The following is a 20,530-nucleotide window of genomic DNA, read 5'->3' as shown; positions in this document are numbered from 1 at the left end:
ACTCAGTCTGGAAATCCTGCCGCCTTGAGTCGTTGCCGAAGGTTGTCGCGGGTGGCCGCGTTGAGGGGCGTGCGGTCCGCCCAAGCCTGCAGACGGAAATGCGGATCGATCAGCATATGGCGTTGCGCGATCTGGCGCGCGTCTACAAATTTTCCGATGGCCACCAGGCTGGCTGCCAGGATGCGGAAGTTCGAGGTGAAACGCTCGTTATGCTTCGCGGCTCGCCAACCCCAGGCGGCCGCTTCATCGAAATTGCCGTTGATGTAGTGCGCCTGGGAAAGCAGGTGCTCGTGCCAGAACACGTGTGAATCCATGGGCGACAAGCGCAGGCCGTGCTCGGCGCGCAAGACCGCGGTAGATCCTTCGCCGAGATAACCGCAGGTCGCACTGCTCATCGTCCACGCCATGGCCGAATTGGGGCCGACCGTGATCGCCCGGTCCAACAGGCGGGTCGCTGTCTCGAAATCCTTGAACAGATACGAATGCACGTGACCGTCGATTGCCAGAGCGAGCGCATCGTTGCTATCGCGCTCGATTGCCTTGGAGGCACTGCGCGACGCCTCGAGGCTATCGGCCGCTGCGTCGGTGGACCAGCCCTGGCCAACCCTGAACATGTACCAATATGCCAGGTATGAATAGGCCGGCGCGTAGTTCGGATCATGCGTGATGGCCTGCTGCAGCAATCCGCGCGCCCGCGAGAACGAGTCGTAGTCCATACGGTACAGATAGCTCAGCGCCTGGAGAACCAGATCGTAGGCCGTCAAATTCTGTGGATGCTTGCGCAGAGCCCGTGCCCGTTCCCACTCGCGAACATGCGGCGCGATCGTCGTGACCACACGCGTCGAGATTTGCTCCTGTAGTGCGAACAGCTCGCTGAGCTCGCCTTCATGACGATCGGAGTAGATGATATTGCCCGACTCGGTGTCGTTGAGCTCGGTATTGATACGCAGCCGCCCGCCGGAGCGGCGAACGCTGCCGTAGAGCACATAGCGCACGCCCAGCTCGCGACCGATGGTGCGGACGTCGATGATCTCGCTGCCATAACCCAGCGTAGACCCGCGCGATATCACGAACAGCTCCTTCAGCGCGGAGAGCGCGTGAATGATTTCGTCGACAATCCCCTCGGCAAAGTAGGCATCATCCTGACTGGCCAGATTGCGAAATGGCAGAACGACGATGGATGGTCGTCCCTGTGCTGTGACCGGACTATCTGCCACCGGATGCGGTGAACGCTCGATGCGCAGCCCGAACGCTTTGACGGGGCGCGACAGATTCCGCAGATGCAGATCGCCGAAGTCGACGACGGAGACGCCGGCCTGCTCAATGATCTGATCCGCGACGGCACCTGAGACGACGATGCCCCCGGGCTCGGAGTAGGTCTGAAGCCGGGCGGCGATGTTCACACCATCGCCATAGATGTCATCCCGTTCAAAAATCGCATCCGCAACGTTGATCCCCATCCGGAGACTGATGAAGCGATGTTCCGGTTCTTCCGCCGACATCGCATTGGCGCCGTGCTGAATTGCAAGCGCACATCGGGAGGCGTCATTTGCGCTGTCAAACACCGCAAGAAAACCGTCCCCGGTGTTCTTGATCACCTGCCCCCTGTACTTCGCGATCATCGGGTCGATAATGGTCGCGCGCAACTCGAGGACCCGCTTGTGGGTATCTTCCTCGTCCGCTTCCATCAATCGGCTATAGCCCACGATGTCGGCCGCGAGCACGGCGACCAGCTTGCGCTGACCAGGAGCAATCTCTCGCGAGGCGTTCGGCGCTACAAGGGAGGCGGGTCCCGGGCTGGCATCGGGTTCACGGGGGGAGGCCATAGCTGTATCCGTGGTCACTCTGACGCGTAGGTCCGTGCCGCCGCTTGGACGCTGCTCCCTAGCTAAGCCTGTTTTCCCAGGTTTCACAAGCCGCGGTTGTCTCGCGCAACTAGATCAATCCTCGTTTTCGCAACCAGCCCGTGAACGACGGTCAGGGGCGGTTGCCGAGTATGCCGGCGAGAACGGCACCGGCCTCAACGTGGTTCATCAAAGATGATCCAAAGCAGGGCGGACCGTAGACGATTTTCATGGCGCCCACCCTAAAGCGTGATGCGATACACTTTTCCGGGACCATGCCCTACGCCAATCCGCCATCGACCCGAAAACACTGGCCGGTGATGCGCTGGCTGTCGTCGGAGGCGAGGAACAGCGCCATGTTGGCGATGTCCTCGGGCGTGACCGCATCCGGAACGGCCTGGCGCGAGCGCATCTCGGCGATGACCTTGTCGTCCGGATACCACAGCCGGCGCTGCCGCTCGGTCACGACCATGCCGGGCGCGATCGCGTTGACGCGGATGCGGTTCGGGCCGACCGAACGGGCCAGCGAGTTGGTGAAGCCGACGATCGCCGCCTTGGCCCCGGCGTAGACCGGCAGCGCCGGGGCGCCGCGCATCCAGGCGATCGAGGACATGTTGATGATCGAGCCGCCGCCGCGCGCCTGCATCTGCGGCACCACCGCTTGCGCCGCAAAGAAGACGTGCTTGAAGTTGACGCCGATCATCCAGTCGAACTCGGCAGGCGTCACCTCGGCCAGCACCTGGCGCTGGTCGTTGGCGGCGTTGTTGACGAGCACGGCGGCGTCGCCGAGCGATCGCCGAACCTCGGCCATGGCGGCGCGCAAGGCTTCGATGTCGAGGAGATCGCAGGGCAGGAACTGCGGCGCGGTGCCGCTTGCGGCTGCGACCTCGGCGGCCAGCGCCTTGCCGGCTGCTGCATCGATATCGAGGAACGCGACCCGGGCGCGCTGGGCGGCGAAGGCGCGCACGAAGGCGGCACCGATGCCGCTGGCACCGCCGGTGATCAGCACCACGCGGTCGGCGAGGCCGGCATAGCTCGTCTTGGTCATACGATCAGTCGCTCCGTCTTGGGGTCGAACAGGCAAATGCGGCGGGTGTCGAGGGCGAAGGAGGCGGACGTGCCCGGCACCGGCCGGATATCGGGCGAGATGCGCGCCATCGCCGGTTCGCCGCCCAGCCGCAGCGACACCATCGTCTCGGCGCCGGTCGGCTCGACCATGTCCACGGGCGCCTCGACGAGGACGGGCGCATCGTTCGAAAACACGCGGCTGCCCTCGGCGATGCATTCCGGCCTGATGCCGAACACCACGTCGCGTCCGACAAAGGAGGCTGCGCTGTCATAGCCGCTCAGGCGCAGGCGGATCTGGTCCGGCCGGCCGGCGCCGATCACGACCGCCAGACCGTCAGTTTCGGCTTCGAGCCGTGCCGGCAGCGTGTTCATCGGGGGCGAGCCCATGAAGCGCGCGACGAACAGGTTGGCGGGATAACGGTACACGGTATCGGGGTCGGCGAATTGCTGCACGCAGCCCTGATGCATCACGGCGATCCGCGTCGCCATCGTCATGGCCTCGATCTGGTCGTGGGTGACATAGACGATGGTGGCGCCGATGCGCTGGTGCAGGCGCTTGATCTCCATCCGCATCTCGACGCGCAGCTTGGCGTCGAGATTGGAGAGCGGCTCGTCGAACAGGAAGAGCAGGGGATCCCGGACCAGCGCGCGCCCCATCGCGACGCGCTGGCGCTGGCCGCCGGAGAGTTGCGACGGCTTGCGGCCGAGTAGCGTCTCGATCTGAAGCAGCTTTGCGACATTGGCGACCGCCGCGTCCTGCTCGGCCTTGGGCACGTGACGGCATTCCATCCCGAAGGTGATGTTCTGCCGCACCGTCATCGACGGGTAGAGCGCGTAGGACTGGAACACCATGGCGATGTCGCGGTCCTTGGGCGGGACGTCGTTGACGACGCGGCCGCCGATCTCGATCGTTCCCGCGCTCGGGCTATCCAGCCCAGCGACGATGTTGAGCAGCGTGGACTTGCCGCAGCCGGACGGTCCGACCAGCACGGTGAATTCGCCGCTCTCGATGTCGAGCGCGATGTCCTTCAGCACTTCCAGATTGGCGTAGCGCTTGGACAGGGCGCGAATGCTCAGTGCTGCCATGACAACTCCATCATTTCACGGCCCCGGCAGTCAGGCCGCGGACGAAGTACTTGCCGCCGAGCAGGTAGATCAACAGCGTCGGCAGCGCGGCGATGATCACCGCCGCGCTCTGCACGCCATGCTGCGGGATGTCGGCGACTGCGGCGGAGAGCGCGATGAGAGCCGCCGTGACCGGCTGCTGCTGGCCGGTCGTGAACGTCACGCCATAGAGGAACTCGTTCCAGATATGCGTGAACTGCCAGATCACCGTGACGATCAGGATCGGCCCCGAGAGCGGCAGAATGATGCGCCAGAAGATGCGGAAGAAGCCGGCGCCGTCGATCCGCGCGGCCCTGATCAATTCATGGGGAATGGCGACGTAGTAATTGCGGCAGAACAGCGTGGTGAAGGAGAGACCCTGGATGGTGTGGATCAGCACGAGGCCCGCCAACGTGTTGATGAGACCGATGTCCCGCAGCACGATGGTCCAGGGAAGCAGACGCATCTGCTGGGGCAGGAAAAGGCCGAGGGTCACGATCCCGTAGATCCAGTTGTCGCCGCGAAAGCGCCAGAGCGACACCGCGTAGCCGGCGATGGCGCCGAGCAAGGTCGAGAAGATCGTCGCGGGGATCGTGACCAGCGCGGAGTTCAGCATGTAGGGCCGGATGCCGGAGCAGGTCTCGGCCACGCAGAAGCCGCTCCAGGCGGCGGCGTAGTTGCTCCAGGCCAGATGTTGCGGCCAGCCGATCATCGAACCTTGCGCGATCTCCTCGTTGGTCCGCAGCGAGTTCAGGACGACGACCACCAGCGGCGCGAGCCAGGCCGCGGCGATCAGTGAAACGACGAGGTAGATCAAGATCCGACTCGGGGTGAAGCTGCGCTCACGCATGGACGGCCCGCCGTCGCTGGAGATATCGCCATGCCGCATAGGGCACGAGCACCGCGAGAAGGATGAGCAGCATCAGCACTGCCGCCGCGGCGCCGCGGCCGAGCAGGCTGCGCTGGAACATGAGGTCATAGACGACGAGGGCTGGCAGCTGGGTCGCAATTCCCGGCCCGCCATTGGTGAGCGCGCGGACGAGGTCGAACGTCGAGATCGCGAACTGCAGCTGGATCACGACGACGGTGATGGTGATCGGCCAAAGCGACGGCAGGATGATGCGCCGGTAGATCCGGACCGGTCCGGCGCCGTCGATCTGTGCGGCCTTGATGATGTCGGCGTCGACGGAGCGAAGGCCGGCAAGAAAGAGAGCCATGGCAAAGCCCGAGGATTGCCAGATCGCGGCGACGACGATGGTCCAGATCGCCATGTCGCGGTCGATCAGCCAGTCGAACTTGAAGGAGGTCCAGCCGAGATCGTGGACCAGCTTCTGAATCCCGAGGCCGGGATTGAGCAGCCAGCTCCAGACCGTGCCGGTGACCACGAACGACACGGCGAGGGGGTAGAGGAAGATGGATCGCAGCACGTTCTCGCCGCGGATGCGTTGATCGAGCAGGATCGCAAGAACGAGGCCGGTCGCCGCACTCAACACCACGAACGCAATGCCGAACAGCAGCAAATTGTCGAAGGCGATCTGCCAGTTCCGCGATGCCAGGACGGCCGTGTAGTTGCGCAAGCCCACCCAGCCCGAGACCGGGATCAGCGTGGAGGGCGTGAACGAGATCCAGATCGTCCACAGCGAGAACGAGACGAGGTGCGCTGCGGAGAGCAGCAGCGGCACCCAGATCATCAGATATTCGGGCAGCCGGCGCACCCATTCAGGAAGCGCCGGCCGGCCCGGTCTTATCGCGGCGGCATTGCTCAACGCGCGCCCTCGACGGCCTCGGCGAGGCGGGTCGCCGCCTGCTCGGGCTTGATGGTCTTGTTCTTCACGAACTCCGTGATCACGTCGATCATCGCTGCGGTCATGCCGTTTTCCTGCGCCATGTTGTGCGCCATGCTGAGGACGGCCTGATTGCTGGCGATGGCGTCCTTCAGGGCCTTTGCGGTGGTGCGTTGACCCTCCGACCAGCCTTCGCCGGACAGATCGACATCGGTGCGCACGGGGATCGATCCGGTGATCTGCGAGTACATGGTCTGGATCGCCGGATCCATGACCAGCTGGGCCATCAGCGTCTGGCCGGCCTGCAGGTCTGCCTCCTTGCGCTGCCAGAAGATGAAGGCGTCGGCATTCAGCAGGAAGACCGGCTTGCTGTTGTCGCTGGGACCTGGCGCAATCACGAAGTCCTCGAGCTTGAAGCCGGCATTGCGCAATACGCCCTGGGCCCAGCCGCCCATGATCATCATGCCCATGTCGCCGTCGATGAAGCGTTTCAGATTGGTCGAGAAGTGCTGGGCGCCGACATTGGGATCCATCCAATCGGCGATCTTGCGCACCTGCGCGAACGCAGCCTTGATCTCGGGACCTTCCAGAGCCTTCTTCTCGAGATTCATGATGGCGGCGCGGTAGGCGAGCGGACTGATGCCGGCCAGCGCGGCCTCGAATTTCTGCCCGTCATCCGGGCGGGTCCCGCCGTTGGCGATCGGATGGGCGACGCCGCCGGCCTTCATCTTTTCAGCAAGGTCGTTGAAGTCCGCCCAGGTGACGGGGACCTTGTCGGCCTTGGCCTTGTCCATGGCGCGCTTGGACAGGAACAGCATGTTGGTGCTGTAGATCTGTAGCGGCAGTGCGATCCATTTGCCGCCCGGCTTGTGCAATTTCGCAAGGTCCGGCGCGACGACCTTCTCGTAACCGGCGGCAGAGACGACGGCGTCGAGATCGACGGTCGGGGCGATCTTCGACCAGGCCGCAATCTCGGGACCCTTGAGCTGCGAGCAGGCCGGCGGATCGCCAGCCATGATCTGAGCGCGCAGCTTGTTCATCATCTCGGTGGTGAAGCCGGGCACGGGCGAATGCTGCCAAACGCCGCCCTTCTCCTCGAACTTCTTGCCGAGCGCGGTGATGGCCGCGCCGTCGCTGCCCGCGGACCATTGCGAGATCGCGGTCAGGCGCGGCTTGACCGCGCCTTGCGCGCGGGCAAAGGCCGGCAGTGCGAGCGTAGCGACGGAGCCAGCGAGCAGACGGCGCCTTGTTGTGGTGATCGGCATGGCAGTTCCTCCCGGTGTGAAGTTTCGGCGCGTGTAGGACGTTCAGGTTCAGCGCATGTCAGGCCGCCTCCGTCGAGGCCGCGGGCATGCCGCCACGGCTGGCGAGACAAAAGGCGGCGAAGGCGAGCGCGGCCTGCGGATCGTTGCCCGTCGACGACGGCACGAAGGCGATGGACACCTGCGCCAATTTGCGCCCGCCGAGCAGGCAGGCATCGATCCCTTCGATCACGGCGTTGCGATCGTCTGCGGCGAGAAGCGACGGCCAACCGCTGATCGCAACGCCACCGCACGGTTTCACGTTCAGCGTGTTGCCGATCGCAAGGCCGAGGCGGAACAGCCGCCGGCGCAGCTCCTGCCGCACGCGCGATGAGATCGGAATCGTGTTCACCCATTCGTTGCCGAGCCGAAGCAGTTCGGCTTCGGCAACGCCGAGAAGCTCGGCCAGGGCCGGAATCGACGCATAGGCCTCGACGCAGCCATGATGTCCGCAGCGGCAGCGCGGGCCTTCGGGCTCGAACACCATGTGCCCGAGCTCGATCGGTTGCAACGCCTCGGCCTTCGCCGGATCATCCATCCAGGCGCCGGCGACGCCGTGGCTGACGAGCACGAACAGATGCGTGTCGCTGAAGGGATAATTCTGGGTGCGGCAGCGGTGAAAGGTGGCGTGGGCGACCACCGAATTGGTGATCTCGAGCGGCACGTCGGCGAACATCTCGTCGAACATCTCGCTGAGGCGCCCGACATCGCAGGGAATGATCGGATTGGCCGAGATGCTGAGACGGCCGAGGCCTGGAATGGAGACGCCGATCTGCGCGAGGATGATGCGGCGGCGCCGCGTCCAGTCGCGCAGCAATGTCATGGCTTCGCGAAATGCCCGGCCGACGGTCTCGGCGGTCGGCGTCTTCGGCAGTTTCACGCGCTCGGCGTAGTGCAGCTCGCCCGACAGGCCGCCGACGCCGACGCTGAGATGCTGCGCGGTCAGCTCGAAGGCTGCGAGGGCGACCGAGCCGTCGAGCGACACGAGGCCGGTCGGGCCGCCGACGTAAGGGGCAGGGCGCCGCACCTCCTCGATCAGGCCTTCGGCCTTCAGGTCGAACAGGATGCGCGACAGGCTCGCTTCCGACAGGCGCACGGCCTTGGCCAGCGGCGGACGGAACGAGCCGCCCGACTGAAGCAGATGGGTCAAAATGGCAGCGCGCGTCTGCCGCCGACTTCTCGGCTGCTCCGGCATTTCCATCCCTGTCGTCATTCTTACTCAGTGTAAGAATGCGCGCGGGGCTGCTCGACTGTCAAGCCGCTTGCCGCCATGTCATGGACTTGTTGTTGTGCGCGGCAGCAAGAGCAAGGGACGGTTTCGTAGGGTGGGCAAAGCGAAGCGTGCCCACGATTTCATACCCGTTGCGGAGAGGTGGTGGGCACGCTGCGCTTTGCCCACCCTACAAGAGCGCAAACAAAAACGGCGCCATCTTGCGATGGCGCCGTTTCGAGAGCCGTAGTGGCTCGGGACTTACTTGCGATCCTTCATCGCGACGTAGTCGCGCTTGGTGACGCCGGTGTAGAGCTGGCGCGGACGGCCGATCTTCTGCTGCGGGTCCTCGATCATCTCGCTCCACTGGCTGATCCAGCCGACGGTGCGGGCGACCGCGAACAGCACGGTGAACATCGAGACCGGGAAGCCCATCGCCTTCAGCGTGATGCCCGAATAGAAGTCGACGTTCGGGTAGAGCTTGCGGTCGATGAAGTACTGGTCGCTGAGCGCGATCTTCTCGAGCTCCATCGCCACCTTCAGCATCGGATCGTCGCCGTGGCCGGTCTCCTTGAGCACGGCGTGACACATCTTCTGCATCAGCTTGGCGCGCGGATCGTAGTTCTTGTAGACGCGGTGACCGAAACCCATCAGGCGGACTTCGGAGTTCTTGTCCTTCACCTTGGCGATGAATTCGGGAATCTTGTCCACGGTGCCGATCTCGGCGAGCATCGCGAGCGCGGCTTCGTTGGCGCCGCCATGCGCCGGGCCCCAGAGGCAGGCGATGCCGGCGGCGATGCAGGCGAACGGGTTGGCCCCGGACGAGCCGGCGATGCGGACCGTCGAGGTCGAGGCGTTCTGCTCGTGGTCGGCGTGCAGGATGAAGATCTTGTCCAGCGCGTCGGCGAGCACCGGGTTGATCTTGTAGTCCTCGCACGGCACGGCGAAGCACATGTGCAGGAAGTTCTCGGCGAACTTCAGCGAGTTCTTCGGGTACACGAAGGGCTGGCCGATCGTGTACTTGTAGGCCATCGCCGCCAGGGTCGGGATCTTCGCGATCATGCGCATGGATGCGATCATGCGCTGCTTCGGATCGTTGATGTCGGTGCTGTCGTGATAGAACGCGGCGAGCGCCCCGACTGCGGCCACCATGATCGCCATCGGATGAGCGTCGCGGCGGAAGCCCTGGAAGAAGCGGGCCATCTGCTCGTGCACCATCGTGTGATGGATCACGCGGTCGTCGAAATCCTTCTTCTGCGCGGCGGTCGGCAGGTTCCCGTAGAGCAGGAGATAGCAAGTCTCGAGGAAGTCACCGTTCTCGGCGAGCTGCTCGATCGGATAGCCACGGTATTCCAGCACGCCCGCATCGCCGTCGATATAGGTGATCTTGGACTGGCAGCTCGCGGTGGAGGTGAAGCCGGGATCGTAGGTGAACAGGCCGGACTGGCCGTAGAGCTTGCCGATATCGATGACATCAGGCCCGACGCTGCCGCTGTGGATCGGGAGATCGTAATTCTTGTTTCCGACCGTCAGCGTAGCGGTCTTTGGGCTTGGTTTTGCGTCCATCAGAGGTCCCCGATGTATGGTGAAACGGGCCGGAGCCGGGGCCCCCGAGGCAGGTCCTGGGGGCGGGCCGGATGTTCCAGAAGGTACGGGGCAGATGGGTATATTATTGCTATGTGCGCTGCAAGATCGCCGCACGCATGGTCGACTTACGTCGTAGACTGATCCTTAAGCCGGCCAAGGCTTTCCTGGCGTCCCAGGACGTCCAAAACCTCAAATATGCCAGGCGACGTCGTCCGTCCGGTCAGCGCCGCCCGCAGGGGCTGGGCGACCGCGCCGAGCTTGAGACTATTTTCCTCGGCAAAGGCGCGCAGCGCGGCTTCGGTGCTGGCGCCGCTCCAGGTCTCGACTGTCTCCAGCGCGGCATGAAGCTGGCCGATCAGCTTGCGGTTTTCCGGCGTGAGCAGGGCTTGCGCCTTGGGATCGAGCTCCAGCGGCCGGTCGGCGAAGATGAAATAGGCGCCGTCGATCAGCTCGATCAACGTCTTGGCGCGCTCCTTCAGGGCCGGCATGGCCTTGACGAGCTGCGCGCGCGTGGTGTCGTTCAACTTGGCCTTGAGCTCGGCCCGACCCGGCACGTGGTCGAGCACGTCCTCGAACATCTTCACGAGCGATTGATCGTCGGCGTGGCGGATATAGTGGCCGTTGAGGTTTTCCAGCTTGGCGAAATCGAAGCGGGCGGCGGCGCGGCCGACATTGGCGAGGTCGAACGCGGCGATCATCTCCTCGGTCGAGAAGATCTCCTGGTCGCCATGGCTCCAGCCGAGCCGGACCAGGTAATTGCGCAGCGCCGCCGGCAGATATCCCATGGCACGGTAGGCATCGACCCCGAGCGCGCCGTGGCGCTTCGACAGCTTCGAGCCGTCCGGACCGTGGATCAGCGGGATGTGGGACATGCTCGGCAGCGTCCAGCCCATCGCATCGTAGATCTGCTTCTGCCGGGCGGCGTTGATCAGATGGTCGTCGCCGCGGATCACGTGGGTGACGCCCATGTCGTGGTCGTCGACCACCACCGCGAGCATGTAGGTTGGATTGCCGTCGCCGCGCAGCAGGACGAGGTCGTCGAGGTTCTCGTTCTGCCAGACCACGCGGCCCTGAACCTGATCCTCGATCACGGTCTCGCCAGTCTGCGGTGCGCGCAGGCGGATGGTCGGCTTGACGTCGCCAGGGGCGCTCGCGGGATCGCGGTCGCGCCACATGCCGTCATAGAGGCGGGTGCGGCCCTCGGCGCGCGCCTTCTCGCGCATCGCAGCGAGCTCCTCGGCACTGGCGTAGCAGCGATAGGCCTTGCCGTCGGCGAGCAGCTGCTCGGCGACCTCGCGGTGACGCGCGGCGCGGGCGAACTGGTAGATGACCTCGCCGTCCCAGCCGAGCTCGAGCCATTTGAGACCGTCGAGAATGGCGGCGATCGCGGCTTCGGTGGAGCGCTCGCGGTCGGTGTCCTCGATCCGCAGCAGCATCTTGCCGCCGTGCTTCTTCGCATAGAGCCAGTTGAACAGCGCCGTCCGGGCGCCGCCGATATGGAGGAAGCCGGTCGGCGAGGGGGCGAAGCGGGTGACGACGGGGGAGGTCATTCTTGGCAGGGCCTATGCATTGGAAGCGGTGGTGTATAGCAGGACCGGCGCATAACTAAAGCCCGACGGCGGACCTGCCGGGCCTGCTTAAGCCCTTGCTTAGGCTCTTGGCTCAGCCCCCCGAATTTGGCAGAAGGACCGCTGATTTCCCGACAGGATTTTGGTAATGACAGAACCGGTGGCAGCTGAGGTTGGGCGCGATTTCATTCGTGACATCATCCAGGCCGACCTCGATCAGGGCAAATACAGGGAAATCGTGACCCGGTTCCCGCCGGAGCCGAACGGCTACCTGCATATCGGCCACGCCAAGTCGATCGCACTCAATTTCGGCATCGCCCAGGAGTTTCCGGGCCGCTGCCACCTGCGCTTCGACGACACCAATCCGGTCAAGGAAGAGCAGGAATACATCGATTCCATCCAGGCCGACGTGCGCTGGCTCGGCTTCGACTGGGGCAAGAACCTGTTCTTCGCCTCGGACTATTTCGACCGCCTGTATGAATGGGCCGAGCAGCTGATCCGCGACGGGCTCGCCTATGTCGACGACCAGACCCAGGAGGAGATCCGCGTCTCCCGCGGCACGCTGACCGAGCCCGGCAAGAACTCGCCGTTCCGCGACCGCAGCGTGGAGGAGAACCTCGACCTGTTCCGGCGTATGAAGGCCGGCGAATTCCCCAACGGCGCGCGCGTGCTGCGGGCCAAGATCGACATGGCCGCCGGCAACATCAACCTGCGCGATCCCGTGCTGTACCGCATCCTGCACGCGCATCATCCGCGCACCGGCACGAAGTGGAGCATCTATCCGAGCTACGATTATGCGCACGGCCAGTCGGACGCGATCGAAGGCATCACGCACTCGATCTGCACGCTGGAGTTCGAGGACCACCGGCCGCTCTACGATTGGTTCATCGAGAAGCTGCCGGTGCCGTCCAAGCCGCATCAGTACGAATTCGCGCGGCTGAACCTGACCTACACGCTCCTGTCCAAGCGCGTGCTGACGCAGCTCGTCCGCGACGGCCATGTCGCGGGCTGGGACGATCCGCGCATGCCGACCATGGCCGGGATGCGCCGCCGCGGCGTGCCGCCGGCGGCCTTGCGCGAGTTCGTCAAGCGCATCGGGGTCGCGAAAGCCAACAGCGTCGTCGACGTCGGTATGTTGGAGTTCTGCATTCGCGAGGAGCTGAACCGCACCGCGCAGCGCCGCATGGCGGTCTTGAGGCCGCTCAAGGTCGTGATCGAGAACTACCCGGAAGGGCAGACCGAGGAGCTCGAGGCGATCAATCATCCCGACGATCCCTCGGCGGGCACGCGGAAGATCACGTTCGGCCGCGAGCTCTATATCGAGCAGGACGACTTCATGGAGAACCCGCCGAAGAAGTTCTTCCGCCTGTCCCCGGGCAACGAGGTGCGGCTGCGTTATGCCTATTTCGTCAAGTGCACCGGCGTGATCAAGAACGACAAGGGCGAGGTGGTGGAGCTGCGCTGCACCTACGACCCCGCGACCAGGGGCGGCAACGCGCCCGACGGCCGCAAGGTCAAGGCGACCATGCACTGGCTGCCGGCGGCAACTTCGGTGCCGGCTGAGATCCGCATCTACAACCAGCTGTTCGCCAATCCGAGCCCGGACGCTTCGAACTTCGCGGCGGATCTCAATCCGAACTCGCTGGAGATCCTGCCCGACGCACGAGTCGAGGCAGCGGTGGCGGAGAGCAACTCGACCGAGCCGATGCAGTTCGAGCGCCAGGGCTATTTCGTGCGCGACAGGGACTCGACGCCCGGCAAGCCGGTGTTCTCGCGCACCATCGGACTGCGCGACACCTTCGCGAAGGAAGTGGCGAAGGGCTGAGGGACCACGATGAGCAACGAAGCCGACGCCATCGCTTCAGCCATCATCGCGAAATGGTGCGCCGGCTTCGCGACGCTCGATGCGACCGCGCTGTCGTCGCTCTATGCGAAGAATGCATTCTTCTTCGGCTCCAACCCGAAGCTCTACCTCGGCAGGGACGGCGTCGCCGACTATTTCAGCGGCCTGCCGCGCTGGCGCCAGCCGCGCGCCGTATTCTCCGACGTGAACGCAGCGCAGGCCGGCCCGGACCTGATCAACATGGCCGCCACGATCTCGTTCGACCTCGCCGGCGAGCGGGACGATCTCATCGTCAAGATGAGCTGGGTCATCATCCGCGAGGACGGCGACTGGAAGATCGTCAATCACCACGCCTCGTCGCAGGCGCCGCTGATCTGACACGGCTCCATCGGTTTCGTCATTCCGGGGCGCGCCACTTGGCGCGAGCCCGGTATCCACACTCACGATGGTGGTTATGGATTCCGGGCTCGCGACTTCGTCGCGCCCCGGAATGACGCCTATAGTGCCGAAGGTTGGGCAAAGGTACAGCGCGCCGCGCCCACCATCTTTCGGTCGCGAAACAGCACACGGCATCGTCATTCCCGAGAGAGAACGAACGTGCCTCGTCTGCGTTGGCGTGGGTTCAACAAGGAACCCGCCATGCAGAACATCGCAGAGCATATGGAAGTCATCGGCGCCGACGGCGTCCATGTCGGCACCGTCGACAAGGTCGAAGGCAACCGCATCAAGCTGACCAAGAAGGACAGCGGCGAGGGCAGCCACAAGGGTCATCATCATTTCATCGACAAGGGCCTCGTCGCCGATGTCGAGGGCAACAAGGTGCGGCTGGCGGCCAAGGCGTCGGTGGCCGTGACGATGGAAGAGGAAAAGTAGGGCGCCTTCTCGCGTTCCCGATCTGTACCGCTATTCGCCCGGCCGCACGTTCCGGTAGCCTTGGCGCCAGTCGCGTCGCGTTAGGTGCAGGGGAATGGCGGAGCAGGGCCGGCCAGTACGCGCCCAGGGGATTGCCGGGACGTGGCCGGTCGGCCGCGCCGCCCCCGCCGGTGGTTTTGCTCCGGCGGGTTTCGGCATCTGGCCCACGATCGTCGAGACATTGCGCGAGTGGGCCCGCGCCGAGGCCGGTCCGGGACGCCTGCTGCCGTGGGTGCCGGTCGCCTTCGGCGGGGGCATCGCGCTCTATTTTGCCGCCGATCATGAGCCGGTGCTGTGGGTCGTCGCAACGACGGCGGCCGCGCTGCTGCTCGGCGCGATCCTGGTGCGGCGGAGCCGGCTGTTCGCGCCGGCGCTCATGATCGCGGCGGTCGCTTCCGGCTTTGCCGGCGCGACCTGGAAGACGGCGCGCGTCACCCATACCGTGCTGGCCAAGCCGCTCTATTCCGTGTCGCTGTCGGGCTTCGTCGAGACACGCGACATCCGCGAGCGCACCGACCGCTTCGTGCTCCGCGTCACCGCCATGGAGGCGCAGCGCAGCGACGTCAAGCTCGAGCGCGTCCGCCTGTCGGTGCGCAAGGGCACCGCGCCCGAGGTCGGCAGCTTCGTTCAACTGAAAGCGCGGCTGATGCCGCCGCTCTCGCCGGTGCGCCCGGGTAGCTACGACTTCTCGCGGGATATGTTCTTTCAGGGCATCGGCGCCTCCGGCTTCGTGATGGGCGCGATCACGGCCTCGACCCCGCCGGACGCCGGCGGCCTGCGGCTGCGCTACGCCGCTTTCATGCAAGGCCTGCGCGATGCGATCGATGCCCGCATCCGCGCGACGCTCGAGGGCGACAACCGCGCGATCGCGACCGCGCTGCTCACCGGGCGGCGCGATGCGATCTCCGCGCCCGTCAACGACGCGATGTTCATCTCGGGGCTCGGGCACGTCCTCTCGATCTCCGGCTATCACATGGCGGTGGTCGCAGGCGTCGTCTTCTTCGCGGTGCGCGCGCTGCTGGCGTTGATTCCGGGCCTTGCCGTTGGTTTCGCCATCAAGAAATGGTCGGCGGCCGCAGCTTTGGTGGCGGCCGCGTTCTATCTGCTGCTCTCGGGCGCCGAGGTCGCAACGCAACGATCGTTCTTCATGACGGCGGTGGTGCTGATCGCGGTGATGGTCGACCGCCGCGCCATCACCTTCCGCACGCTGGCGGTGGCGGCGCTGATCGTGCTCGCGGTCGCCCCGGAGGCGCTGGTGCATCCGAGCTTCCAGATGTCGTTTGCGGCAACGCTCGGTCTGGTGGCGCTGGTGCAGATCGGCATGCCGAACCTGCTGGCCGCGCCCGATCATTCGGCGACCGCACGCGTCGCGCTGTGGGGCGGCCGCGAGATCGCGATGCTGTTCTTGGCCTCGCTGATCGCGGGGCTTGCGACCACGCCCTATGCCGCCTTCCACTTCCATCGCGTCACGCCCTATGGCGTGCTCGCCAATCTCGGGGCGATGCCGGTGGTCTCAGTGCTGGTGATGCCGGCGGGGCTGTTGGGATTGCTCGCAGCGCCGTTCGGGCTCGATGGCGTGTTCTGGTGGCTGATGGGGCTGGGCATCGACTGGATGGTCGCGGTCTCGCGCTGGGTCGCGACGCTTCCGGGCGCGGTCGGCCGCATCCCGGCGTTCGGCATCGCGCCGCTGATCGCCGCGAGCCTCGGCATCATCCTGATGGGCCTGTTGCGCACGCCCCTGCGCTGGTGCGGTGCCGTGGTGCTGCTGGCGTCCATCGCCTGGGGCCTCTCCGCACGGCAGCCTGATGTCCTGATTGCCGGGGACGGCGCCAGCGTCGCGGTGCGGGGCGGGGACGGGCGCCTGCACCTGATCAGGGCGGGCAAGGACAGCTTCCTGCTGAAGGAGTGGCTGGCGGCCGACGCCGATCCGCGCGATGCCGGCAGCAGCACCTTGGCCGAGGGAGTGTCGTGCGACGAGTCCGGCTGCGTGACACCGCTCGCCGATGGGCGCCTGGTCGCGCTGGCCTCGCGCATCGATGCGCTGGCGGACGATTGCAGCCGCGCCGCGCTGGTGGTGACGTCGCGGCCCGCGCCGCCCGATTGCGCGGCGATGGTGGTGGACCGGCAGCGGCTCGCGCGCCAGGGCACGCTGGCGCTGACACGGCATGGCGACGGATTTGCGGTTCAGGCGGTCAAGGCGAGAGGTGCAGACCGCCCCTGGTCGCCGGCAGCCGCCGGCGAGGGAGATTTCGAAGGAGCCCTCATGCCGAGGCCGGCTCCGCGCGTCCGCGACGCTACGCCGTCGGAGGCCGATCTTCAGGCCGAGGACTGAGCTTTCATCAGCCGATCGGCTGGCGCGTGACCGCCGCCCGATTGTCCGCGATGATCTCAGGCTTGTGCTCGCGCTCGCCGACCGGCTGCGTCACCGGCAGCTGCAGCACGGTTGCGCGCTGGCCTTCGACCAGCTGAGTCACCAGCACGTATTTGCCGTCAGGAAATTCGATCGCGTCGTGATGGCGATCGGGAATGTGTGGATCGATCTTGCCGAACTTGCCGACGCGGGAGTTGACGGTGCGCGTCCAGATCCAGCGGTTGTCGTAACGGACGTTGTCGGCAAAGGCGAGCTCCGTCCCCGGCAGCAGGCAGACCGCGACAGAGAGATCGGCTTCGGAGGCGAAGCCGCGCGTCGAGGTGCCGCGGAAGGTTGTCGTGACGATCGTCTCGCCGACTTCGGCGGGACGCGTCGCGACGGCATGCAGGCTGTAGTCACACATCGGGTGCTCCTCATGCGAAGATTGCGACCCGCGTCTCGTCGAGGCGCAGGCCTCAATCAGAGTGGAAGCCTGCAACGCTCTGCTTGGTTATGGGCAAATCTGCGGCTCGCGTCCGCAGCGCGCGATCACTTTATCTTTCCCGGATTCGATAGGAACAAACATCGCATCCTTGCATTTGGCCGGCGTATCGGCGCTGCCGGCACCACTCTGCGCAGGGCTATCGCATGTGGTTATGGTCACCAGCCGCCTCCACAGCGTCATGGCCGGGCTTGTCCCGGCCATCCACGCCTTCGACGCAGCACAATGAACGTGGATGCCCGGGACAAGCCCGGGCATGACGACCCCTGCAAAATTCAAATGCGATTGTCGAAGCGCGCCCGGCGCTTGATGTTGGGTATCAGTACTTCCGGTAAAGCCCGATCAGCTTGCCCTGAATCTTCACGCGGTTCGGCGGCAGGATGCGCACCTCATAAGCGGCATTGGCCGGCTCGAGTGCGATCGAGGCGCCGCGGCGGCGGAAGCGCTTGAGCGTGGCCTCCTCGTCGTCGATCAGCGCCACCACGATGTCGCCGGTATCGGCGCTCTCGTTGCGCTGGATCAGCGCCATGTCGCCGTCGAGGATGCCGGCTTCCACCATGGAATCGCCGCGCACTTCGAGCGCGTAGTGCTCGCCCGAGCCGAGCATGTCGGGCGGCACGCTGATGGTGTGGCTGCGGGTCTGCAACGCCTCGATCGGCGTGCCGGCCGCGATACGGCCCATCACGGGCACCGCAACGGGCCGCTCGCCCTCGTCCATGGACGGGCTGGAGCTGGCGCGGACCTTGCCGAGATTGCCCTCGATGACGCTCGGCGTGAAGCCGCGACGGGCGCCGGCGGCAGCCTGGAGCTCCGGCAGCTTGATCACTTCGATGGCGCGTGCGCGGTTGGGCAGGCGGCGGATGAAGCCGCGCTCCTCGAGCGCGGTGATCAGGCGGTGGATGCCCGACTTCGAGCGCAGGTCGAGCGCATCCTTCATCTCGTCGAAGGAGGGCGGCACACCGCTTTCCTTCAAACGTTCGCTGATGAACCTCAGAAGCTCGTATTGTTTGCGCGTTAACATCTCGACCAAAGTCCCCCGGTTGATGTCGTTCGATTCCGAGACGATGAGTTCAGCGATAAGCCGCTACATGCTCGAAACAAATCATGAACGGACACTATATGTTCGATACATGTTCCGCAACTGCTTAATTTACCGTGAACGGTGGCGAACTCGCGGAATGCGTGTGGCCGTGCACTCAGACGGGGAGACGCAGCACCTCGCAAGGGCTGCCGGCCTCGGCCTTCGGCGCGAACGGTGCGCGCACGAGAAGTACCTGTGCCGCAGCAAGATTCGCAAGCAGAGAGGAATCCTGATGGCTGACGGGAACGGCGACCTGCGCACCATCGTCGCGCAGTTCGAGGCGCGCGCGCAGATAATCCTCGCGCTGGTCGTTGGCGCCGAGATCCTTGCCCAGCACGGCGCGCTCGCGGCGATGATGAATCACTGAACGGCCCGACAAGGCGCGAATCAACGGCACCATGAACAGGAACGCGCACACGTAGGACGACACGGGATTGCCGGGCAGGCCGATCACGCGCATCGCGCCGAGCCGTCCGTGCATCATCGGCTTGCCGGGCCTGATCGCGATCTTCCAGAACGCCATCGAGATGCCTTCGCCCCGCAGCGCCTGCTGGACCAGATCGTGGTCGCCGACCGACGCGCCGCCGGTCGTGATCAGGATGTCAGCACCGCTCTCGCGGGCGCGGCGGATTCCGGCGGAGGTGGCCTCCAGCGTGTCGGCGGCGACACCGAGGTCGATGGTCTCGGCGCCCTCGCTGCGGGCGAGCGCATGCAGGGCGTAGCCGTTGGAATAGACGATCTGGCCGTGCCCGGGCGTGGTGCCCGGCCTCACCAGCTCGTCGCCGGTGGCGAGGATCGCAACCTTGGGACGGCGGCAGACGGCGAGGTGCGGGTGATTCATCGCCGCTGCAAGCGCGAGATCGCGCTCCGTCAGGCGGGTTCCCTTGCGCAGGAGCACGTCACCTTCGCGGAAATCGACGCCGGCCGGGCGGACGTGCCGTCCGGCGATCGCGGCTTCCTTGATGGTGACGCTGTTGCCGTCCGCGACAGTGTCCTCCTGGATCACGACCGCGTCCGCTCCGTCCGGGATGACGCCGCCGGTGAAGATCCGCACGGCTTCGCCGGCGCCAACTGCTCTCGTGACAGGACGGCCGGCTGCGATCTCGCCGATCACCGTCAGCCGGGAATCGACCGTTGCCGCATCGGCCGCGCGCACGGCGTAGCCGTCCATCGCCGACATCGCCTGCGGCGGCTGCGTGCGGAGCGCCGCGACGTCATGCGCGAGCACGCGGTGATAGGCCTCGTCGAGCGAAACCATCTGTTCAGGCAGCGGCTCTGCACCTGCCAGCACCGCAGCAAGGGCGTCGGAAACCGGCATCAGGGCCACGGCAAGCTCCCGCAACACATCGAAGGATTCGAATAGGGTAGGTTCTAGCCGAGGGGAAGAGACGAAGCAAAAGGGAGCGGGGTGGCGAGAGACCATGCTTTCCTTCGGCACTGGTCCGGTCTATTTTATGAGAATGACGAGACTGCTCGAAAAGGCCCTCCAAGCCGTGCGTCAGCTTCCTGCGGACAGTCAGGACGAAATCGCGCGCGCGATGCTGGTTCTCACGGCCAACGCAGGAGAGCCCGAGGAAATTGATCCCGTGCATCTACCTGCCGTCCTTGAGGGGCTTGCACAAGCTAATCTCCGGCAATTCGCATCCGACGCCGAGGTCGAAGCCGCGTTCCGCTGCTTCGAGCGATGAAGCTCAAATTTACGCCCCGGGCGACGCACGATTTGGTCTCCATTGCCGACTACGTTCGGGAACACAGCCCCCAGGCGGCGTTACGGGTGCGCACGGCAATCCTCGAATCGCTCCAAAACCTCGTCCGCTTTCCGCATCTTGGACGGCAGCAGAACGTGGAAGGCGTGCGGAAGGTGGTGACGCGGCGATATCCTTATCTGGTCTATTACACAGTCGATGAAGCGGCAGGCGAGGTCGTCATTCTCACAATCCAACATCCCGCGCGGCAACGAGAGTATTCAGATGCCTGAAACGGTCGGGCCGACGCGGCACGATCCAAGGAACGAGGCCGATCAGCGGCAACGGGGCATAGCAAGACGAGGATGACCTGCGCCAAGGCCCGTGGCGGTCAACTTCCGGTCGGCCTGTCCGGGCTGACGTCCCATGCGACGTCGGGAGGTTTGGGACCCTGGTCCTTGTCGGGGAGCGGATCGGCCTGCGATTTCAGGTCCGCGGCCTTGCTGATCAGCTTGGCGGAAAGCTCGGAATCCGAGGTGTTTCTTGCGAATTCAAGCAGCAGAGAGGCTTGCTTGGTAAGGTAGGTTTTGCCCAGCACGTCGATTAGTCCGATGTAGAAGTCCCAACGGACTCATGAGTCCGAAGGGTGGTATTCCGTTCCGGGAACTCCGTATAAAAATGCACAAAGGGG

Annotated in this window: 19 protein-coding genes; 6 read left to right on the top strand and 13 right to left on the bottom strand. The window is 65.1% G+C overall.

What is annotated here, in order from left to right; all coding sequences use genetic code 11:
• Nucleotides 1–2 precede the first annotated feature (2 nt).
• The 9 genes from DCM79_RS11715 to gltX all read right to left on the bottom strand — a co-directional run bounded on the left by DCM79_RS11715 (nucleotide 3) and on the right by gltX (nucleotide 11,448).
• Nucleotides 3–1,826: an adenylate/guanylate cyclase domain-containing protein gene (locus DCM79_RS11715; RefSeq protein ID WP_257179976.1), complete on the bottom strand. Its 1,824-nt coding sequence runs from the start codon at nucleotides 1,824–1,826 to the stop codon at nucleotides 3–5.
• 298 nt (nucleotides 1,827–2,124) lie between these two features.
• Nucleotides 2,125–2,892, bottom strand: coding sequence for an SDR family NAD(P)-dependent oxidoreductase (locus tag DCM79_RS11710; protein WP_257179975.1), 768 nt, complete (start codon nucleotides 2,890–2,892; stop codon nucleotides 2,125–2,127).
• Nucleotides 2,889–3,998 (bottom strand): ABC transporter ATP-binding protein, encoded by a 1,110-nt coding sequence (locus DCM79_RS11705; protein ID WP_257179974.1) that lies wholly within the window; start codon nucleotides 3,996–3,998, stop codon nucleotides 2,889–2,891. Before DCM79_RS11705 ends, DCM79_RS11710 begins: the two co-directional genes overlap by 4 nt.
• Nucleotides 3,999–4,008: 10 nt before the next feature.
• On the bottom strand, nucleotides 4,009–4,866 hold the full coding sequence (locus DCM79_RS11700; RefSeq protein WP_257179973.1) for a carbohydrate ABC transporter permease: 858 nt from the start codon (nucleotides 4,864–4,866) through the stop codon (nucleotides 4,009–4,011).
• Nucleotides 4,859–5,782 carry a carbohydrate ABC transporter permease gene (locus DCM79_RS11695; protein ID WP_257179972.1) on the bottom strand — a complete coding sequence of 308 codons (924 nt, stop codon included), beginning with the start codon at nucleotides 5,780–5,782 and terminating at the stop codon, nucleotides 4,859–4,861. Before DCM79_RS11695 ends, DCM79_RS11700 begins: the two co-directional genes overlap by 8 nt.
• A complete protein-coding gene (locus tag DCM79_RS11690; RefSeq protein ID WP_257179971.1) occupies nucleotides 5,779–7,065 on the bottom strand; it encodes an ABC transporter substrate-binding protein in 1,287 nt (428 codons plus the stop codon). The genes DCM79_RS11695 and DCM79_RS11690 overlap by 4 nt, the downstream gene beginning before the upstream one ends.
• A 58-nt stretch (nucleotides 7,066–7,123) precedes the next feature.
• The gene (locus DCM79_RS11685; RefSeq protein WP_257180742.1) at nucleotides 7,124–8,302 is read right to left on the bottom strand and encodes an ROK family transcriptional regulator; all 1,179 of its coding nucleotides are present in this window, start codon (nucleotides 8,300–8,302) and stop codon (nucleotides 7,124–7,126) included.
• Nucleotides 8,303–8,572: 270 nt separating this feature from the next.
• Complete coding sequence (gene gltA / locus DCM79_RS11680) at nucleotides 8,573–9,877, bottom strand: citrate synthase (protein ID WP_028136129.1); 1,305 nt, start codon at nucleotides 9,875–9,877, stop codon at nucleotides 8,573–8,575.
• A gap of 146 nt (nucleotides 9,878–10,023) precedes the next feature.
• A complete protein-coding gene (gene gltX / locus DCM79_RS11675; protein ID WP_257179970.1) occupies nucleotides 10,024–11,448 on the bottom strand; it encodes a glutamate--tRNA ligase in 1,425 nt (474 codons plus the stop codon).
• A gap of 166 nt (nucleotides 11,449–11,614) precedes the next feature.
• On the opposite strand from gltX, the gene DCM79_RS11670 reads away from it, so the two are divergent.
• From DCM79_RS11670 to DCM79_RS11655, 4 genes are all read left to right on the top strand, one after another.
• The gene (locus DCM79_RS11670) at nucleotides 11,615–13,291 is read left to right on the top strand and encodes a glutamine--tRNA ligase/YqeY domain fusion protein (RefSeq protein ID WP_257179969.1); all 1,677 of its coding nucleotides are present in this window, start codon (nucleotides 11,615–11,617) and stop codon (nucleotides 13,289–13,291) included.
• Nucleotides 13,292–13,300: 9 nt separating this feature from the next.
• Nucleotides 13,301–13,687, top strand: coding sequence for a nuclear transport factor 2 family protein (locus DCM79_RS11665; RefSeq protein WP_257179968.1), 387 nt, complete (start codon nucleotides 13,301–13,303; stop codon nucleotides 13,685–13,687).
• Nucleotides 13,688–13,948: 261 nt separating this feature from the next.
• The gene (locus DCM79_RS11660) at nucleotides 13,949–14,182 is read left to right on the top strand and encodes a DUF2171 domain-containing protein (RefSeq protein WP_257179967.1); all 234 of its coding nucleotides are present in this window, start codon (nucleotides 13,949–13,951) and stop codon (nucleotides 14,180–14,182) included.
• 94 nt (nucleotides 14,183–14,276) lie between these two features.
• A complete protein-coding gene (locus DCM79_RS11655; RefSeq protein ID WP_257179966.1) occupies nucleotides 14,277–16,553 on the top strand; it encodes a ComEC/Rec2 family competence protein in 2,277 nt (758 codons plus the stop codon).
• A gap of 7 nt (nucleotides 16,554–16,560) precedes the next feature.
• Here the strand turns inward: DCM79_RS11655 and DCM79_RS11650 are convergent, their stop codons facing one another.
• The 3 genes from DCM79_RS11650 to glp form a co-directional block, all read right to left on the bottom strand.
• Nucleotides 16,561–16,995, bottom strand: a complete 435-nt coding sequence (locus tag DCM79_RS11650) for a hypothetical protein (RefSeq protein ID WP_257179965.1) — start codon at nucleotides 16,993–16,995, stop codon at nucleotides 16,561–16,563.
• Between the two features lie 397 nt (nucleotides 16,996–17,392).
• Complete coding sequence (gene lexA, locus DCM79_RS11645; protein WP_257179964.1) at nucleotides 17,393–18,094, bottom strand: transcriptional repressor LexA; 702 nt, start codon at nucleotides 18,092–18,094, stop codon at nucleotides 17,393–17,395.
• Nucleotides 18,095–18,269: 175 nt separating this feature from the next.
• Nucleotides 18,270–19,481, bottom strand: a complete 1,212-nt coding sequence (gene glp / locus DCM79_RS11640; RefSeq protein WP_257179963.1) for a gephyrin-like molybdotransferase Glp — start codon at nucleotides 19,479–19,481, stop codon at nucleotides 18,270–18,272.
• Nucleotides 19,482–19,575: 94 nt separating this feature from the next.
• On the opposite strand from glp, the gene DCM79_RS11635 reads away from it, so the two are divergent.
• Together DCM79_RS11635 and DCM79_RS11630 are read left to right on the top strand one after the other, a co-directional pair.
• Nucleotides 19,576–19,842 carry a hypothetical protein gene (locus DCM79_RS11635; RefSeq protein ID WP_257179961.1) on the top strand — a complete coding sequence of 89 codons (267 nt, stop codon included), beginning with the start codon at nucleotides 19,576–19,578 and terminating at the stop codon, nucleotides 19,840–19,842.
• On the top strand, nucleotides 19,839–20,132 hold the full coding sequence (locus DCM79_RS11630) for a type II toxin-antitoxin system RelE/ParE family toxin (protein WP_257179960.1): 294 nt from the start codon (nucleotides 19,839–19,841) through the stop codon (nucleotides 20,130–20,132). Before DCM79_RS11635 ends, DCM79_RS11630 begins: the two co-directional genes overlap by 4 nt.
• Before the next feature lie 98 nt (nucleotides 20,133–20,230).
• On the opposite strand, the gene DCM79_RS11625 is transcribed toward DCM79_RS11630, so the two are convergent.
• Complete coding sequence (locus DCM79_RS11625) at nucleotides 20,231–20,437, bottom strand: hypothetical protein (RefSeq protein WP_257179959.1); 207 nt, start codon at nucleotides 20,435–20,437, stop codon at nucleotides 20,231–20,233.
• Nucleotides 20,438–20,530: the final 93 nt, after the last annotated feature.

The sequence above is a fragment of the Bradyrhizobium sp. WBOS07 genome (genome assembly GCF_024585165.1).
GTDB lineage: Bacteria > Pseudomonadota > Alphaproteobacteria > Rhizobiales > Xanthobacteraceae > Bradyrhizobium > Bradyrhizobium japonicum_B.
This window is presented reverse-complemented; position numbering and strand designations above follow the sequence as displayed.

Coding starts and splice junctions, on each gene's coding strand:
- DCM79_RS11715 (WP_257179976.1), bottom strand. CDS start 1,826: ATGGCCTCCCCCCGTGAACCCGATGCCAGCCCGGGACCCGCCTCCCTT.
- DCM79_RS11710 (WP_257179975.1), bottom strand. CDS start 2,892: ATGACCAAGACGAGCTATGCCGGCCTCGCCGACCGCGTGGTGCTGATC.
- DCM79_RS11705 (WP_257179974.1), bottom strand. CDS start 3,998: ATGGCAGCACTGAGCATTCGCGCCCTGTCCAAGCGCTACGCCAATCTG.
- DCM79_RS11700 (WP_257179973.1), bottom strand. CDS start 4,866: ATGCGTGAGCGCAGCTTCACCCCGAGTCGGATCTTGATCTACCTCGTC.
- DCM79_RS11690 (WP_257179971.1), bottom strand. CDS start 7,065: ATGCCGATCACCACAACAAGGCGCCGTCTGCTCGCTGGCTCCGTCGCT.
- DCM79_RS11685 (WP_257180742.1), bottom strand. CDS start 8,302: ATGGAAATGCCGGAGCAGCCGAGAAGTCGGCGGCAGACGCGCGCTGCC.
- gltA (WP_028136129.1), bottom strand. CDS start 9,877: ATGGACGCAAAACCAAGCCCAAAGACCGCTACGCTGACGGTCGGAAAC.
- gltX (WP_257179970.1), bottom strand. CDS start 11,448: ATGACCTCCCCCGTCGTCACCCGCTTCGCCCCCTCGCCGACCGGCTTC.
- DCM79_RS11670 (WP_257179969.1), top strand. CDS start 11,615: ATGACAGAACCGGTGGCAGCTGAGGTTGGGCGCGATTTCATTCGTGAC.
- DCM79_RS11665 (WP_257179968.1), top strand. CDS start 13,301: ATGAGCAACGAAGCCGACGCCATCGCTTCAGCCATCATCGCGAAATGG.
- DCM79_RS11660 (WP_257179967.1), top strand. CDS start 13,949: ATGCAGAACATCGCAGAGCATATGGAAGTCATCGGCGCCGACGGCGTC.
- DCM79_RS11655 (WP_257179966.1), top strand. CDS start 14,277: ATGGCGGAGCAGGGCCGGCCAGTACGCGCCCAGGGGATTGCCGGGACG.
- DCM79_RS11650 (WP_257179965.1), bottom strand. CDS start 16,995: ATGTGTGACTACAGCCTGCATGCCGTCGCGACGCGTCCCGCCGAAGTC.
- lexA (WP_257179964.1), bottom strand. CDS start 18,094: ATGTTAACGCGCAAACAATACGAGCTTCTGAGGTTCATCAGCGAACGT.
- DCM79_RS11635 (WP_257179961.1), top strand. CDS start 19,576: ATGCTTTCCTTCGGCACTGGTCCGGTCTATTTTATGAGAATGACGAGA.
- DCM79_RS11630 (WP_257179960.1), top strand. CDS start 19,839: ATGAAGCTCAAATTTACGCCCCGGGCGACGCACGATTTGGTCTCCATT.